This window comes from Bacteroides intestinalis DSM 17393 (assembly GCF_000172175.1).
GTDB lineage: Bacteria > Bacteroidota > Bacteroidia > Bacteroidales > Bacteroidaceae > Bacteroides > Bacteroides intestinalis.
Genome location: NZ_ABJL02000008.1, coordinates 2,434,383 through 2,451,868, shown reverse-complemented (window position 1 = coordinate 2,451,868; position 17,486 = coordinate 2,434,383). Strand labels below are relative to the sequence as shown.

General features: G+C 42.2%; 11 protein-coding genes. 7 read left to right on the top strand and 4 right to left on the bottom strand.

The window, feature by feature from the left end; genetic code table 11:
* Position 1 precedes the first annotated feature (1 nt).
* Entirely contained in the window at positions 2 to 646 is a 645-nt protein-coding gene (locus BACINT_RS19490; RefSeq protein WP_007666326.1) for a LolA-like putative outer membrane lipoprotein chaperone, read from the top strand.
* Positions 647 to 665: 19 nt separating this feature from the next.
* Positions 666 to 1,616, top strand: coding sequence for a thioredoxin-disulfide reductase (trxB, locus tag BACINT_RS19485; protein WP_007666317.1), 951 nt, complete (start codon positions 666 to 668; stop codon positions 1,614 to 1,616).
* Between the two features lie 59 nt (positions 1,617 to 1,675).
* Here the strand turns inward: trxB and BACINT_RS19480 are convergent, their stop codons facing one another.
* The 3 genes from BACINT_RS19480 to BACINT_RS19470 all read right to left on the bottom strand — a co-directional run bounded on the left by BACINT_RS19480 (position 1,676) and on the right by BACINT_RS19470 (position 7,361).
* A complete protein-coding gene (locus BACINT_RS19480; RefSeq protein WP_007666316.1) occupies positions 1,676 to 4,120 on the bottom strand; it encodes a glycoside hydrolase family 20 protein in 2,445 nt (814 codons plus the stop codon).
* 89 nt (positions 4,121 to 4,209) lie between these two features.
* Positions 4,210 to 4,911, bottom strand: a complete 702-nt coding sequence (locus tag BACINT_RS19475; protein WP_007666315.1) for a Crp/Fnr family transcriptional regulator — start codon at positions 4,909 to 4,911, stop codon at positions 4,210 to 4,212.
* A 260-nt stretch (positions 4,912 to 5,171) separates the two neighbouring features.
* On the bottom strand, positions 5,172 to 7,361 hold the full coding sequence (locus BACINT_RS19470) for a glutamine synthetase III family protein (protein ID WP_007666314.1): 2,190 nt from the start codon (positions 7,359 to 7,361) through the stop codon (positions 5,172 to 5,174).
* A gap of 432 nt (positions 7,362 to 7,793) precedes the next feature.
* On the opposite strand from BACINT_RS19470, the gene BACINT_RS19465 reads away from it, so the two are divergent.
* On the top strand, positions 7,794 to 9,893 hold the full coding sequence (locus BACINT_RS19465; RefSeq protein ID WP_007666313.1) for a DUF5686 family protein: 2,100 nt from the start codon (positions 7,794 to 7,796) through the stop codon (positions 9,891 to 9,893).
* A gap of 70 nt (positions 9,894 to 9,963) precedes the next feature.
* Here the strand turns inward: BACINT_RS19465 and BACINT_RS24860 are convergent, their stop codons facing one another.
* Positions 9,964 to 10,167, bottom strand: coding sequence for a restriction endonuclease subunit S (locus tag BACINT_RS24860; RefSeq protein WP_115502499.1), 204 nt, complete (start codon positions 10,165 to 10,167; stop codon positions 9,964 to 9,966).
* A 35-nt stretch (positions 10,168 to 10,202) separates the two neighbouring features.
* Between BACINT_RS24860 and BACINT_RS19460 the strand changes: the two genes are divergently transcribed.
* From BACINT_RS19460 to BACINT_RS19445, 4 genes are read left to right on the top strand one after another with little or no spacing between them, the layout of a single operon-like run.
* Positions 10,203 to 13,358: a SusC/RagA family TonB-linked outer membrane protein gene (locus tag BACINT_RS19460; RefSeq protein ID WP_007666312.1), complete on the top strand. Its 3,156-nt coding sequence runs from the start codon at positions 10,203 to 10,205 to the stop codon at positions 13,356 to 13,358.
* A gap of 27 nt (positions 13,359 to 13,385) precedes the next feature.
* Positions 13,386 to 14,936, top strand: a complete 1,551-nt coding sequence (locus BACINT_RS19455) for a RagB/SusD family nutrient uptake outer membrane protein (RefSeq protein WP_007666311.1) — start codon at positions 13,386 to 13,388, stop codon at positions 14,934 to 14,936.
* A gap of 20 nt (positions 14,937 to 14,956) precedes the next feature.
* Positions 14,957 to 16,360, top strand: coding sequence for a hypothetical protein (locus BACINT_RS19450; protein ID WP_007666310.1), 1,404 nt, complete (start codon positions 14,957 to 14,959; stop codon positions 16,358 to 16,360).
* A 1-nt stretch (position 16,361) separates the two neighbouring features.
* On the top strand, positions 16,362 to 17,486 hold the full coding sequence (locus tag BACINT_RS19445; RefSeq protein WP_007666303.1) for a family 16 glycosylhydrolase: 1,125 nt from the start codon (positions 16,362 to 16,364) through the stop codon (positions 17,484 to 17,486).

Below are 17,486 nucleotides of genomic sequence, written 5' to 3'. Positions count from 1 at the left end.
AATGATGAAGAATGTTCTTTTAATCTGTATCTGCCTGTTCGGTCTGGCATTACCGCTTTCGGCACAGAAATTGGATGCTCAAGATATATTGGATCGTACAGCTACTGCCTTCCGTCAGGCGGGAGGTATTCAGGCTGATTTTACGGTTCAGACGTATGCTAAAAGTATCTTGCAAGGAAGTTCTACAGGGGTTATCCGTTTGAAAGGAGAAAAGTTCCTGTTGGATGCAGATGGCGTGAAGACCTGGTTTGACGGTCGTACGCAATGGAGTTATCTTACTAACAGTGACGAAGTGAATATCTCCGAACCTACTCCCGAAGAGTTGCAAAGCATTAACCCTTATGCCTTATTGTCCATTTATAAACAAGGGTATCACATGAAGTTGGGTAAAGCTGATACTTATGGGGGTAAACCTGCTTATGAAGTGATACTGACAGCTTCTAACAGAAAACAGGATTTGCAGTGTGTTATTATCTATGTGACAAAAGATACTCTTCAACCTCTGTGTATCAGTATGACTCAGAAAGGTGGGAATAGCGTAGCTATCCGCATTACATCTTATAAAACAGGAGAATCTTACAATGATAATCTTTTCACTTTCGACAAGAAGGTGTATCCGACTGCCGAAGTGATTGATTTAAGATGAATTATTAATATAAAATGATATGATGGAAACAGAAAAAGTAAAATGTCTGATTATAGGTTCTGGTCCGGCCGGTTATACTGCAGCTATTTATGCAGGGCGTGCCAACCTTTCTCCGGTACTTTATGAAGGATTGCAACCGGGTGGTCAGTTGACAACTACTACAGATGTGGAGAACTTTCCCGGTTACCCGGAAGGAGTCAGTGGTCAACAATTGATGGATGACTTGCGCAAGCAGGCAGAACGTTTCGGTGCAGACCTGCGTTTCGGTATTGCAACTGCTTCTGACCTGAGTGCAGCTCCATATAAAGTGACGATTGATGAAGAAAAAGTGATTGAAACAGATACGTTGATTATCGCTACGGGTGCTACCGCTAAATATCTGGGACTGGATGATGAAAAGAAATATGCCGGTATGGGTGTCAGCGCTTGTGCTACTTGTGACGGCTTCTTCTACCGCAAAAAGGTGGTGGCAGTAGTGGGTGGTGGTGATACGGCTTGTGAAGAGGCTGTATACCTTGCCGGACTGGCTAAGAAGGTTTATCTGATTGTGAGAAAACCTTTCTTACGTGCTTCTAAGATCATGCAAGAGCGTGTGATGAAGCATGAAAATATCGATGTACTGTTTGAACATAATGCCGTAGGTTTGTTTGGAGAGAACGGTGTAGAAGGTGTTCATCTGGTGAAACATATGGGTGAACCGGATGAAGAACGTTATGATTTGGCTATTGATGGATTTTTCCTGGCTATTGGTCATCAGCCGAATTCGGATATCTTCAAGGCGTATCTGGATACGGATGAAACAGGTTATATCATAACAGAAGGCGATAGCCCTCGTACGAAAGTGCCGGGTGTGTTTGCGGCCGGTGATATTGCTGATCCACATTATCGTCAGGCTATTACGGCAGCGGGTAGCGGTTGTAAGGCGGCACTTGAAGCGGAAAGATATCTTTCATCCAAATGCTTGATCTAAATTCTTCATATTAAAAGAGAAAAGCTCCGGATTGTCTTGCAATCCGGAGCTTTTCTCTTTTAATATACTTCTATCTCATCTACATATAAGTCTGAAGGAATAATATCTTCTGGTGAGTCTTTACGGCAGTCAATACCATTACGCAATGTTCCACTGCTCTTCAATGTCACCTTGATGTAACGTGCTTCGGTAGGCGTACATTCCAGCGTATCGGTGAACATTTTTCTGCCATGCTCCGGATATTCGCGAGTGTAGGATGCCTGAGCTATTTCCTTGAATTCCTTACCGTCAGTTGATACCTCTACACGGGCTGCACTTGCAGGCAGAACACGGAAAGCAGGATTATAAAGTGTACCGAAAACGACCTTACTGATAGTGACCGGTTTCTCCATATCTACAGAGAATACGAGTTCATTGTTGTTTTTCTCGTTCAGTTTAAAAGCCACCCACGGTGTGAAAGAAGCGATATTACCTCGTTTTCCATTGGTCAATCCCAGTGTAGTGGTATCTGTGCCCAATACATCGTTTTCTCCGAAGATATCTCCACTCATCCAGCCCCAATGAGGAGTGGTAGTGTATCGTTTTCCGCTTATCAGGTTTGCATACAGTTTTTTACCGTTTACTTTGCCCAGCATCTTACCACCTTTGAAGGCGGCTGCCTGTAAGTCTATGTTGCCTTCCCAGATGAAGGGTTGTGTGTAAAGTTCGGATTTGGCAGTCGGCGCACTTCCATCCGTTGTATATCTGATTTCAGCATCCGGATAGAATGTTTCCAGTACAGCTTTCAATGTTCCGTCGTATACATGAGTGTTGATGTTTACATCAAAGAAATTACGGCAAGCTTTCACATTAATAACGTCCATACGTTCGAAATCTTCTATCATGCGGTTCCGGAAACTGTTCCAGTTTTTTCTGCTGTTTTGCGTCCAGCCAGTTTCAGCCAAGGCTATGGCACGGGGGAACGCTTGGTAGTCACGGCGTTCGTCATTCTGCATATATTCGTTCCAGATATTGCCTTGCACACCGATAATATGTTTTTTTATTAATTCTTCCGCATCATCGGGGACAGGATTATAACTATATGTTTTCTTGAGTGTGTTATATCCACCGATAGTAGTCGGTGCAGTTTCCGGTTCCTCTTGGTACTGGTCCAGATAAGCGTACGGACTCGGAGTCATAATTGCATCATGCCCGGCTTTGGCAGCTGTGATACCGCCTTCTACACCGCGCCAGGACATGACTGTTGCATTGGGAGCCAGTCCGCCTTCCAGGATTTCATCCCAGCCTATGATATTTCGTCCTTTACTGTTGAGGTATTTTTCCATACGGGTGATGAAGTAACTTTGCAGCTTTTCTTCTTTCGTATGCTTCTTACCGTCAATGGCATTCGGAGTGGTGTCGTCTTTCAGACCTAACTTTTGGATTAATCCTTGGCAATGTGCGCATTTCATCCAGGCATCCTTGGGGCATTCGTCACCGCCAATATGAATATATGAACTGGGGAATAATTCAATAACTTCATCCAATACACCTTCCAGGAATTGGAATGTTTCTTCTTTGGGACAGAAGACTTCTTCGAACACACCCCATGTGCCGGTTACTTCGTATGTCGTATCCGGTCTGCAAGACAGTTCAGGGTAGGAGGCAAGGGCTGCAATGGCATGTCCCGGCATTTCTATTTCGGGAATGACAGTGATATACTTACTTGCTGCATAGGCTACTATATTTTTGATTTCCTCTTGGGTATAGTATCCGCCATGTTCTTTTCCATCGAAGATTTGCGGCCAGTTTACATAGTAGTAGTCTATCAGTGTCTCTTTCCGTTTTGAACCTACTTCCTGTAGTTTCGGGTATTTCTTGATTTCTATTCGCCAGCCCTGGTCATCTGTCAGGTGGAAGTGGAAAGTATTCATCTTATGCATGGCAAGCATATCGATGAATTTATAAATATAATCGGTGGTGGAGAAGTGGCGGCATACATCCAGCATCAAACCACGGTAAGGAAAACGGGGAGAATCTTCTATTTCGACAGCGGGCAGAGACCAATTAGCACGTTTCACTATTGTTTCTCCATAAACAGCAGGCGGCAACAGTTGGTATATAGTCTGTACTCCATAAAAGAAACCGTTGGGATGGGATGCTGAAAGGGTGATTTCATTTGGAGTGATAGAAAGCTTGTATCCTTCTTTTGGCATTCCATCTTCCGTAACGAAACGTATATCAGGTTGTTTCGGATTTTCTTGCGGATTACTTTGCAAAGAGATACCGGAGGTCAACCGGATACGGGCGATCAGGCTGTCTGCAATGGCTTGTACTTCCGGAATGCAACCGGCAGTGGCGATAGATACTTTATTACTCAGCTGAAAACGTCCCTCTTGAGGAGTCATTTGATTGGGCATCGGAACGATGTTATACTCGTTCACTACCTCTTTTTGATTTTGCTGACAGCCGGAGGAGGCACACAGCAGGCTTGCTAATAGCAAAGCACTCAATCCTTTTTTCATGGCATTTATGTGTGTTAAGTTTATAAATAGGGTAAAATAGGGAAGAGGAAAAAAATAATAGCCTTTAGGGGGAAGACAATCACTATCCTTTATCCTATTTTACTTATCTTCTTTAGTTTTTCCTCATCGATGATCTTTATTTTTCGTCCGTCAATCGTGATCAGGCGTTCGGTAGCGAATTGTGATAAGGTACGGATAGCGTTAGAAGTTGTCATATTAGACAGGTTTGCCAGATCTTCGCGTGACAGATAAATACTGAGGGTAGAACCGTCTTCTTCCAATCCATAACTTTCTTTGAGGAAAAGAAGCGATTCAGCTAATCTTCCACGAATATGCTTCTGTGTCAGGTTGACAGTACGTTCGTCGGCAATTCCCAGATCGATGGACAACTGCTTGATGAAGAACATGGCAAGATCATTGTTTTGTGAAACCAGTGTTGTGATAGCGCTCATTGGTATCAGGCAAATAAGAGAGGGTTCGAAAGCAGCAGCAGCAGTAACATAGTCTTCTTTGGCAAAATAGGCGCGATAACCGAAATATTCTACAGGCTTAATCATGCGGATAATCTGGCTTCTGCCGCCAACACCATCCTTATAAATTTTGACCTTTCCGTTCAAGAGACACATAAGGTATTTCGGGGTCTCACCTTCGCAGTGAATGACCTCATTTTTCTTATAATTCTGGAGCGTAAAATGGTTCGCGAGAAATTCCCGCTGCTCTTCATTCAGGGGCTCCCACATATCGGCTATCAGCTCCGGAACATTCACGTCTGACAAATTCATTTTTACCATAACTGCTGCAAAACTGTGTTATACAGCACAAATGTAAAAAGAAAAAATTAAATATTGCACAAAAGACACGAAAAGATGCAGTAATCGGGCAGGAATTTTCAAATATGGAATTAAGTGACAAGCTACGGGATACAAGCTACAAGTAGCTTTCGGTATGTGAGTGTAAGTTACTATATAATAGCTTTCAGGTTTATAGCACAGCAACTTGTGCACTGGTAGCTCATAGCTCGTCACTTAATTTAGCGCGTAGCGCTAAATTATCATTTTGTGAACAACAATTCCCTATATTTCGGCAACGGCCAAATCTCGTCGTCGACCTCCATTTCAAGGTGATCGATATGATCACGTATCTTTTCCAGATATGGGCGTACATTTTCTTCGTAGGCAAAAGCCTTATCTTTGTAGCTATCCATATGATTGGCCACTTTACGGGCTTCGGTCATTTCGCGTACAAGGACTTTGATAGCAGTTACACGCTTGGAAATTTCCCGTATCAGTTCTTTACGATCGGCACTTAGTACTTCGTATTCTTCAGGGGAGAAGATTTCTTTGAGTCCGAGCAGGTTCTCCAGCAGGCGGTTCTGGTAGCTGACTGCTATGGGGACAATGTGATTGATGGCCAAGTCACCCAATACGCGGCTTTCAATTTGCACTTTCATGGTGTATTTCTCCAATTCTACTTCCAGACGACAGGCGAGCTCCGTTTCATTAAAGATACGTTCGCCGATCAATACCGAGCGGGATTGGTTGTCCATATAGTGCATCAGAGCTTCGGGTACATGGCAAATATTAGTCAGTCCGCGGCGGGCAGCTTCTTCTTTCCATTGGTCAGAGTAACCGTCTCCTTCGAAACGGATAGCTTCGGAAGCGATGATAGTTTCTTTCAGGATGCGGAAAATGGCTTCATCTTTCCCAATTCCTTCTTCCATCAGTTTGTCGATGGATGCTTTGAATTCATTCAACTGGTTAGCCATGGCAGCATTGATAGCAATCATGGCAGCTGCACAGTTGGATGAAGAACCGGCTGCACGGAACTCAAAACGATTGCCGGTGAAAGCAAACGGAGAAGTACGGTTACGGTCTGTCGTGTCGAGGAGAATCTCTGGAATACGTCCGATTCCCAATTTAAGAGTTGTTTTTTCTTCGGCAGTCATTTTATCGTCTCCTACCTGACGTACTATATCATCCAGAGTGGCAGATAATTGTCTGCCCAGGAATATGGATAAAATAGCGGGTGGCGCTTCATTGGCACCTAGGCGGTGACTGTTACCTGCACTCATTATAGAAGCACGCAGTAAATTCTGGTTTTTATAAACCATCATTAATACGTTCACTAAGAAAGTGAGGAAAAGCATGTTTCCTTTTGGATTCTTACCGGGAGCGAAAAGGTTGATGCCGGTATCTGTACAGAGTGACCAGTTATTGTGTTTTCCCGAACCGTTAACACCACTGTAAGGCTTCTCATGCAGCAACACGGCAAAGTTATGTTTACGGGCAATACGCTTCATCAGGTCCATTACCAACTGATTATGATCATTGGCAAGGTTGGCATTCTCAAAGATTGGAGCCAATTCAAATTGGTTGGGGGCAACTTCGTTATGGCGTGTTTTTGCCGGAATTCCAAGTTTGTGGCATTCTATTTCCAGTTCTTTCATGAAAGCTGTTACCCGTGGGGGGATAGAACCGAAATAGTGGTCTTCCAACTGCTGGTCTTTTGCAGACGAATGTCCCATAAGCGTGCGCCCGGTCAGACAAAGATCGGGACGGGCATTGTATAGGGCGGAATCTACCAGGAAATATTCCTGTTCCCATCCCAGATTCGTGAATACACGGGTCACATTCTTATCGAATAACTGGCATACTTCCGTGGCAGCCTTGTCCACAGCACCCAGTGCTTTCAGTAATGGGGTCTTATAGTCCAGTGCTTCACCGGTATAGGAGATAAAGATTGTGGGAATACACAATGTGGTATCTACAACGAAAGCGGGCGAAGAGACATCCCAAGCGGTATATCCGCGAGCTTCAAACGTATTACGTATGCCTCCGTTAGGGAAAGAAGAAGCGTCCGGTTCCTGCTGGATCAGTAATTTGCCGGAAAAACGTTCGATTACATTTGAATTTTCTCCAAATTCGATAAAACCGTCATGTTTTTCGGCAGTGCCATCCGTCAGTGGCTGGAACCAGTGAGTGTAATGAGTGACATTCAGGGATTTTGCCCAACTCTTCATACCGTTTGCTATCAGGTCGGCTATCTCGCGGCTGATAGGGGTACCTTTTTCTATGGCGTCTGTCACAGCTTTGTAAGCTTCCCGGGGTAAGTACTCCTGCATTTTTTTGCGGTCAAACACATGACTTCCGTAATAATCGGATAATTTGTTCGAAGGGGTAGTAACTTCAAGAGGGCGCCGGTTGGCGAGCTCTTGCAAGGCGTAGAATCTCATTTTTGACATACTTGTCTTCCTTTTGTTGATTGTTGGGTGCAAAATTATATGTTTTTTCTGGAAGTACCCCTATTTTTTAGGGGGTATTCTTGAAAATAATGCAATTTTTCTTGCAGATACCCCCTGAAAAGAGTTGCTTGTATTGCAAAAAGTGCAAATTGTGATACTTGCTGTTTCTACTCTTGGGAGTATCAATGCTGTATTGGAGCCAGATCTGGTACGGGCTTGGTATGTATTTGGTATATATTAAAAAAATGGCTATTCCTTCGTTTTACAACCTTTTTTTCTATATTTGTCCCTATATATTTGGAGGTATTATCGTTGAAACATGTCTTTTGTATAGGAACCTTGCTATGTCTTTTGCTTTCAGCTTGTCCGAAAGTGCACGCATCTTTTGTCCCTGACCCTTACAATGCGAAATTACTTTCTGCGGACTCTATTATGAAGAAGGTCATCTTCTTTGCCCCTTTTTATGAAAGTATTATCGACGACTATAGAGCTGATCTTTATATTAAGGGAAAGGTGAATCTTCGCAAGAAAAATCATATTTTGCGCTTTATTCCTACCATGTTCCGTATCCGGAAAGGAGTGAGGGAATATATGATGGAGACTTATAGTGACTTGCATTTTACTGCTCCCGACATTTATGATCAGAAGGTAAAAGCGAGTGTCGGCACTTCTTCTGAGTTTTGGGAGCTGGATGGCAGGTTGCCAGAATATTTTCATGTTAATGTCTATGCTTCTACCTTATTGTATGATAAGCTCCTTTCGCCTCTGGCTCCAAATGCAATGAAATATTATTCTTATCATGTCGATTCCGTAATGGGTAAAGTGCATGATTTGCGATATAAGATTAGTTTCAAGCCGAAAAGCAAGAGTTTTCAGTTGGTGAGCGGGCACATGGTGGTCAGCGAGAATGTATGGAGTGTACGTGAGATGCATTTTAGCGGACGTTCTGAAATGTTGCGTTTCGACAATATGATACGTATGGGGGATGTGGGTGAGTCGGATGAGTTCTTGCCTGTACATTATGATGTGGATGCTACTTTCCGCTTTTTGGGCAATGTGGTTGATGCTAATTATATTGCTGCTCTTGATTATAAAACCATTATTCAGAAAGACCCTTCACAGTTGGAGCGAAAGAGATTGAAAAGCAAGTATGATTTGTCGGAATCCTATACATTACGCAGTGATACGAATAGCTACAGGAAAGATAGTTCTTATTTCGAGAGCATACGTCCGATTCCGTTGACTGAACATGAACAGGATTTATATAAGGATTTCTTTTTGAGCCGTGATACTTCATATCGATATAAGAAACCCAAAAATAAGAATCTGGAATTCTGGGGGCAGATAGGTGATGCACTTATCAGCCGTTATACGGTGGACCTTTCGAAATTGGGAAGTGTCCGCTGTTCACCGCTTATCAATCCCTTCTTGCTGAGTTATAGCGGGAAGAATGGTTTTTCTTATCGGCAGGAATTTAAGTACAACCGTATTTTTACGGGCGACCGTCTGTTGCGTCTCGTTCCCAGATTGGGTTATAACTTCAAGTATAATGAGTTTTATTGGTCTGTAAAGTCGGATTTTGATTACTGGCCACGCAAGCGTGCAGCTCTTCATATCAGCGTAGGTAATGGTCACCGCATCTATAGTAGTAGGATGTTGGATGAATTGAAAAATATTCCGGATAGTGTTTTCGATTTTGATCAGGTGCAACTGGATTACTTTAATGACTTATACTTGCAGGTGCGCCATAGTTGGGAAATTGTAAATGGCTTGTCACTGGATGTTGGTTTCTCCATGCATAAGCGTACGGAAGCCAATCGCTCAATGTATGTATCCACCAAGTCGGCTTCAAGAAGTGTGCCCTCTTCAGAAGTTTATCCTGATTGGACAGAGAAAATGCGTCATTCATACAATAGTTTTGCTCCGCGTGTCCGTCTGACGTGGACTCCCGGGCAATACTATTATATGAATGGTGATCGCAAAGTGAACTTACATTCCAAATATCCCAGTATTTCAGTGGACTGGGAGCGGGGCATCAATGGGGTTTTTAAGAGTACCGGTACCTATGAGCGTGTCGAAGTAGATATTCAGCACTCCATTCCTTTGGGATTGATGCGTGATTTTTATCTCCGCTTTGGATGGGGCGCTTTTACCAATCAAAAAGATATATACTTTGTGGATTTTGCTAACTTTACCCGTTCGAATCTTCCTGTAGGATGGAATGATGAAATTGGGGGAGTATTCCAGCTGCTTGACGGGCGGTGGTACAACTCCTCCCGTAAATACCTTCGTGGGCATTTGACATACGAATCTCCTTTCCTGATGTTGCGCCATTTGGTGAAGTATACACAGCATGTGCTCAATGAGCGCCTTTATCTGAATGCTTTGGTTGTTCCGCATCTGAATCCTTATGTTGAGGTTGGCTATGGCATCGGTACCAATATTTTTGATTTCGGAGTCTTTGGCAGCTTTGCCAACTGGAAATTTAAGGAGATAGGTTGCAAATTCACTTTTGAGTTGTTCAACCGATAATCTTTAAATTCTCTCGTATTTCTGTTATTAACTTCCTTTATAAATTGCCCGGCTTTAGTGTTATTGTAGTTTAGAAAAATAGTATTCTATGTTCTATAACATGCAATGACGTATTCGATGAAAGTATAGTATTCTTATTGATTATCAATTGATTATTTGTTTTTGACGTATTGATAACGTATTCTGGATTTTGAATTGACGTATTTAAGAATGGGTACTTAGGGCTTTTTTTATTGCATTTTACTCTATGTTTGCAGTGTTCGATTGAGAACATAACCGAGAATTGTTAATCTTAATTTAGTAAAACTTATGAAGAAGTTATTATCAGTTTTATTTTTACTAAGCTTTACCTTAGCTTCTGTATATGCACAAGATATACAGGTAAAAGGTACAGTGATAAGTGGTGCGGACAATGAACCCTTACCTGGAGTAAATGTGGTGGTGAAAGGTAATGCCACTACGGGAACAATCACTGGTATAGACGGTGAATTTGCTTTGTCGGTTCCCTCCGACGCAATCCTTTCTATTTCTTATATAGGATTCAAATCATTGGAAATTCCGGTAAATGGCAAGCGTGAGCTTAAAATTGTTCTGCAAGAAGATTCTGAAGCATTGGACGAAGTAGTGGTTATTGGTTACGGTACTCAGAAAAAGAGTGTGGTAACAGCGTCTATTGCCAGAGTATCATCTGAGGATTTGGCAAATACAGCTCCGGTTCGTATGGATAATGCTTTGAAAGGCTTGGCAGCTGGTGTTACAGTTACTTCCTCTTCCGGTCAGCCGGGTGCAGCAGCTCAGATTCGTGTACGTGGTGTAGGTACGATTCGTACGGAAAATGGTGCAGCCGATCCTCTTTATATTGTAGACGGTATGCCTATTGAAGGTGGTCTGGATTATTTGAATCCGAGTGACATTGCTTCTATCGAAGTTCTGAAAGATGCTGCTTCGGGTGCTGTTTATGGTGCGCGTGCTGCGAATGGTGTAATTCTTGTTACTACTAAAAGCGGTAAGATTGGTAAGACGAAAGTGACTTATGACTTTTCTTACGGCTGGCAAAGTGCATGGAAGAATCGGGATGTGCTGAATGCTACGGAATATGCGCTCATGATGAATGAGGGTGCTATTAATGCAGGTATAGCTCCCAAATACAACGATCCATACTCTTATGGTATGGGAACTGATTGGCAGAATGAAGTATTTAATGATAATGCTCCTGTAATGAATCATCAGGTGAGTGTGAGTGGTGCGAGTGATAAGGTGAACTATTTGTTCTCAGCTGGTTATTATACCCAAGATGGTATTGTGGGTGGTAACTTTAATCGTTCTAACTATGAGCGTCTGACTTTGCGTAGCAATACACAATATACTCTCTTTGATGAATCTAAGAACCGCAATTGGTTGAACAGTCTGAAAGTGACTTCCAACCTTTCTTATGCCCGTATTAAAAGTACCGGTATCGAAGCTAATTCCACTTGGGGATCTCCGTTAGGTTCTGCTTTGGCTTTATCTCCGATGTTGACCGTTTATGATGAAGGAGATGCTGCACAGGCTCAGCTTGACAAGTATGCTAATACAACGGACTACACTCCGATTTTTGATCCACGTAACGGCAAGCTCTTTAGTATTCCCGGTTCGGAATTTGGTGAAATGACCAATCCGATTGCTAATCTTTCTTTGCCCGGCGCTAAGAACTGGAGCCATAAGTTTGTGGCTAATTTTTCTGCAGAACTGCAATTATGGGATAACCTGAAATTCAAGACTTCTTATGGTGCCGACCTCTCTTTTTGGGGCAATGATGGTTATACTCCTCTTTACTATTTGAGAAGTGGTGGTGCTTCATCACGCTCTACTGCCTACTCAGAGAAGCATGACGGGACTGTTTGGCAGTTGGAAAATGTGTTGATGTATGATAAGACGATTGACAAGCATACTTTCTCAGTATTGTTAGGTCAGTCAGCCAAGAAGAACACCGGTTCATATCTTAGAGGTACACGTAACAATATTATCAATTATAGCCGTCCTTATATCAATGCAAGTACCGGACAGGCGGCGGATGGTGATCAGACAGCAGCGGGTGCTCCTTCTGAGATAGCTACATTGGCTTCTCTTTTTGCACGGGCCAGCTATAACTATGACGAACGGTATATGTTTCAGGTTACAATCCGTCGTGACGGCTCTTCCCGTTTCGGATCTAATAATCACTACGCTGTATTCCCTTCCTTCTCACTTGGATGGAATTTAACAAACGAAAAGTTTATGGAGAGACGTCCTGAGTGGCTGACATCTACAAAAGTTCGTTTCTCTTGGGGTAAGAACGGTAATGAAAACATAGGTAACTTTAAATATACTGTGTTAACTTCAACCGGCAACAATTACATTTTCGGAGCCGGAGAAAAGGTGATCAATGGGGTGAAGGCCAGTGGACTCGCTAATCCTGACCTGAAATGGGAAGAATCAGAACAGTTGGACTTTGGTATTGACTTTGGTTTCTTTAATAACGCTTTGACTTTTACTGCCGACTATTACAAGAAAACTACCAATGGTATGTTGATGGAAATGAATATCCCTTCCTATGTGGGTGAATCCAAACCGATTGGTAACGTAGGTAAGATGGAAAACAGTGGTATTGAATTGGAAGCAGCATACAGATTCCGCGTATCTGACTGGAACTTCCGCATTGGTGGTAATCTGACCTATTTAAAGAATAAGCTGATTGAATATGGAAACGAATCTGGTTGGGCAAACCTTGATTCTTTCCAAGGTACAGGTACAATCAGCCGTGCTCAGAATGGTAAACCTTTCCCATACTTCTATGGATACAAAACTGCAGGTGTATTCCAGAATATGGATGAAGTGAATGCTTATACTAACTCTAAGGGAGAATTGATACAGCCGAACGCAGTTCCCGGTGATGTTCGTTTCGTGGATGTGGATGGAAGTGGTTCAATTGATGCTGATGACCGTACCGATATCGGAAAAGGTATGCCTGACTGGACTTATGGCCTTAATTTGAATGTAAGTTGGAAGAACTTCGATTTGAGTATGATGTGGCAAGGTACTATGGGTAATGATATTTATGATGCAACTCGCCGTACCGACATCTCTGCTACTAATCTTCCTTCATGGATGCTGAACCGTTGGACCGGTGAAGGTACTTCTAACCGTATCCCTCGTTTTATGCTGGGTGATAATACAAACTGGCAATCATCTGATTTGTATGTTTACGATGGCAGTTATTTGCGTCTGAAAAACATTCAAATAGGCTACACTTTGCCGGCGGCATTAACACAGAAAGTGTTTGTTTCTTCACTGCGCTTCTACGTAGCAGCAGAGAACTTGTTTACTTTCACTAAATATCATGGTTTCGACCCTGAAATTTCATCGGGTGGTACTTCACTTGGTGTTGACTATGGTGTGTATCCTCAGGCCAGAACATGGACGATTGGTGCTAACCTCACTTTCTAATTTCTCATCTTTAAAATATAAAAAGTTATGAAAAGATATAAATATATAGTAGCAAGTTTGATAGCGTCCGCTTTCTTGGCTACAGGATGTTCAGAATCCTTTTTGGAGGTTTCTTCTCCAACAGATGAAACAATTAATTCTTATTTTACTACCGATGCGCATATTCAGGAAGCAGTAGTAGCAGCTTATGACCCTCTGCATTGGTCCGATTGGGCAATGGGTGAATATAATCCTGTAACTCTTATGAGTGATATCATGGCTGATGATCTTTGGATTGGCGGTCAGGACAGAACAGATAATCAGGCATGGCATTTGATGATGAATTTTGAAGCAATTCCTACAAATGTGATTAAAGGGCTGTGGACTGTTTCTTATAGTGGTGTGAAGCGTTGTAATGATGTCATTACTTACCTAGGTTGGGCAGGAGATAATGTAACTGAGGAGAATCGGAAATATTACGAGGCTCAAGTTATCACTCTCCGTGTACTCTACTACAATTGGCTGTGGAAGTTCTGGGGTAATATACCATATTATAATACAAACCTGACATCCCCCTATCTTGCGGAACAATTATCTGCAGATCAGGTGTATGAAAATATCATTACTGATCTTGAAGGTGTGATTGCAAGTAATGCTCTTCCGATGAAAGAAAAAGCAGATAATTATGGCCGTGTGACCAAGGCTATGACATATATGCTTTATGCTGAAATTGTAATGTATCAGAATGATGAATCCCGTTATGGTAAAGCTTTACAGTATATGCAGGAGATTATCGGTAGCACTCAGTATGGTTTGCTTGAAAATTATGCTGGTATCTTCAAGGAAGCAAATGAATGGGGTAAGGAATCTATATTTGAAGTAAACTATAAAGATGATGATGCTATTCGTTCATGGGATGGCCCATTGAATGCAGGCGGTACTGTATTACCTACACTGGTTAGTCCGCATACCTGGCCTAACGGAACAGATGGACATGATGAAGGATGGGGATTCTGTCCGGTTCGTTTGGAAACGTATGAACGTTATGCCAATAATGATACCCGTCGTGATGCCACTTGCTGGAATGCACAGGCTGCAATTGATGCTCATAATGCTGCAAATCCTACGAACCAGCTTACTTATAATCACCGCTACCAGGATACAGGCTATTTTCTCGAAAAGTATGCTGCACATACTGGTGATAATTCCGGTCATAAAGCAGATGCACAGTTGAACTGGAATAACAACCTTCGTATCTATCGTTTCTCTGAAACTCTGCTGAATGCAGCTGAATTGATTACTCGCGGTGCAGGTTCGGGTGATGCAAGAGAATACTTGAATCGCGTACGTAAACGTGCCGGATTGACTACTGAAAAAGAAGCAACAATTGATAATATCATAGACGAACGTCATCTTGAGTTTGTGGGTGAAGGTAAACGCTATTGGGATTTGATACGTACAGGTAAAGCTACCAGTGTGTTGGTGCCCGATGGATATGGTTACCGTACAAATACCTGGTCAGCAAATAAGAAGCATCTGCCTATTCCGCAGAGCGAAATTGATGCTGCACAAGGTACTTTAATTCAAAACAATTATTAATTTATTAAAAAAGAAGGATTATGAAAAAAATATATAGCTATATCGGAGGAATGTTGCTGACGACGGCTATGGCTTTTAGCATCACAGCCTGCTCACCCGATGACTTTACATCACCTAATGAAGCCGGCATTCCGGTTGCATCAACTTATGAAAATACGATTCAAATAGATGTGGATCAGGAAACCAATTGGGTAACTTTTACTTTTAACGCTCAACCGGGCATTACTCCTGTCTGGATATTTGACGGTAAGACCTATTCATCTTCATTCTCAATGAAGAAATATTATAGAAAAGCCGGAGATTACAGTGTAGATGTAAAAATTGCTAATGCCAATGGTGTAAGTGATGGTAGTATATCCAAAACTTTCCGCATCAATAAGACGATAATGAATGGTTTCGGTGGATTTGTGTATGAAAGTGATTTTAATATGTGGACGAAGGCTACGATAGCGGCTCCCACTTTTTATTATGCTCCGGGATGGTCGGCTATCGCAGATCCTGCATATACATTGGAAAATGGTACTTATACTGTAAAATTGTCGGAGGCTACTGATGATACTTGGCAAGCGCAAATGGCAATGGCAACCAATATTTCAACAGAGGCTACTAAGAATTATGACTTTTCAGTAATTCTTACAGCTTCAGTAGCACACTCCAATGTTACAGTAAAATTGGTGGATAGTACGGATGATGGTAATTTCTATTTTGAACAAAAAGGCATAAAACTGGAAGCTAACGAACCGCTTTGCTTCTGGAAGAGTAATATGCCGGGCATTGATATCGCCAATCTGAAGCTTGTTTTTGATTTTGGCCGCAATGCAGCTGGCACGGATATGACTATTGAAAGTATTGTGTTAAAGGACCATGCTAATGACGACGGCACTGAAGTTCCTGTGATCGATGAAACTCCTGAACCTACATGGGTTGCTGTCGATAGTAAGGATAACCTTTGGAATGGCATGACCTATGTTAACAAATTCTTTTATGCAAATAGTGACTGGAGTCCCAAACCTAATCCGGCTTTGGTCATTGATGGCAGATCTTATTCTTTGTCTTTCCCGGAAGCTACTGCAGAAGCATGGCAGAATCAGTTCTCATTTGAGACTGATCTTACAGCTGACACAGAGACTGCCTATGACTTCCATGTTATCTTAAATTCAACAGCGGATCTTAAAAATGTAACTGTTAAATTGGTGCAGACCAATGAAATCGGTGAAGATGGTAAAGAAATCAAGCATGATGGTAACTTCTTCTTTGATAAGAAAGTGGATTTAGTTGCTGATTCCGAAAAAGCTGTTTGGGCAGCTTCTGTGAAAGCTCCTGAAGCTATGCATGCTATATCTTTAGTATTTGACTTCGGAGGTAATCCTGCCAATACTGATGTAACGATTAAAGACATCATCTTACAAAAGCATAAAGACTGATATGATTAAGAATATAAAGCTAATGACAATACTTTCTTTCTTTACCTGCCTGCTCGGTTTCTTTAGCTGTAGCAGTAGCGATGGCGAACCGGAAGTATCCTCTCCTGTAGTCAGCGTAGTGCCAACTCAGATAACGGCTACTTATGAAGGCTCCGTTACAACACTCTCGGTTAAGTCCGATCAGGAGTGGACTGCTTTCAGCAATGAAGACTGGATTACTTGTAAAATATTGAGTAATACTCTGCAGGGGACAGTTGAAGTAACGGTCAAAGCTAATACCACTTACCAACCCCGAGAGGGGGCGGTAGTGGTAAAGTCAGGTACCACACGTGTTTCTGTTCCGGTATCACAAGAAGCAAAACCTGATATTGTAGATCCGGATATCGACACTCCTGAGGGCTATCGGTTGATATGGCAGGATGAGTTTAATGACTCCAAACTGTCTACGCCCGACGAATCATTGTGGTGGTATGAGACAGGTGCCAGTGGCTGGGGAAACAATGAGATACAGAACTACATTCCTGGTTCGAAGAATGGAGAAACTTGTGCTCAGGTAAGTAATGGGACGCTGAAGATTATTGCTAAGAAGGTGGGTAATGAGGTTTATTCTATTCGTATGAATACAGTCGAAAGTTGGAAGTATGGCTATTTTGAAGCTCGCCTAAAACTACCGACAGGAAAAGGAACCTGGCCTGCATTTTGGATGATGCCGAAGAATTATACAGCTTGGCCCGATGATGGTGAGATTGATATCATGGAAGAAGTGGGTTATGATCCTAATGTGATTTTATCAACAGTTCATTGTAAAGCTTATAATCATTCTATAGGTACTCAAAAATCAGGAACCATAAAAGTGCCGACTGCTCAAACGGAGTTTCATGTATATGCCGTTGAGTGGACGGAAGACTTTATCAAAGGGTATGTGGATGGTAAGTGCTACTTTACTTTTGATAACGATAAAAAAGGAAATAAAAACACCTGGCCCTTTAATACAGCTTTCTACTTGAAGTTGAATCTTGCATGGGGAGGTGACTGGGGAGGCGCTCAGGGTATAGATGAGTCGGCCTTGCCCGCAACTTACGAGATTGACTATGTACGTGTATTTCAGAAAAAAATAATTGAATAG

What these genes read in the sequence shown, in the direction of transcription:
- BACINT_RS19490 (WP_007666326.1), top strand. Translation starts at nt 2, where the DNA reads ATGATGAAGAATGTTCTTTTAATCTGTATCTGCCTGTTCGGTCTGGCA.
- trxB (WP_007666317.1), top strand. Translation starts at nt 666, where the DNA reads ATGATGGAAACAGAAAAAGTAAAATGTCTGATTATAGGTTCTGGTCCG.
- BACINT_RS19480 (WP_007666316.1), bottom strand. Translation starts at nt 4,120, where the DNA reads ATGAAAAAAGGATTGAGTGCTTTGCTATTAGCAAGCCTGCTGTGTGCC.
- BACINT_RS19475 (WP_007666315.1), bottom strand. Translation starts at nt 4,911, where the DNA reads ATGGTAAAAATGAATTTGTCAGACGTGAATGTTCCGGAGCTGATAGCC.
- BACINT_RS19470 (WP_007666314.1), bottom strand. Translation starts at nt 7,361, where the DNA reads ATGTCAAAAATGAGATTCTACGCCTTGCAAGAGCTCGCCAACCGGCGC.
- BACINT_RS19465 (WP_007666313.1), top strand. Translation starts at nt 7,794, where the DNA reads ATGAAGAAGGTCATCTTCTTTGCCCCTTTTTATGAAAGTATTATCGAC.
- BACINT_RS24860 (WP_115502499.1), bottom strand. Translation starts at nt 10,167, where the DNA reads ATGTTCTCAATCGAACACTGCAAACATAGAGTAAAATGCAATAAAAAA.
- BACINT_RS19460 (WP_007666312.1), top strand. Translation starts at nt 10,203, where the DNA reads ATGAAGAAGTTATTATCAGTTTTATTTTTACTAAGCTTTACCTTAGCT.
- BACINT_RS19455 (WP_007666311.1), top strand. Translation starts at nt 13,386, where the DNA reads ATGAAAAGATATAAATATATAGTAGCAAGTTTGATAGCGTCCGCTTTC.
- BACINT_RS19450 (WP_007666310.1), top strand. Translation starts at nt 14,957, where the DNA reads ATGAAAAAAATATATAGCTATATCGGAGGAATGTTGCTGACGACGGCT.
- BACINT_RS19445 (WP_007666303.1), top strand. Translation starts at nt 16,362, where the DNA reads ATGATTAAGAATATAAAGCTAATGACAATACTTTCTTTCTTTACCTGC.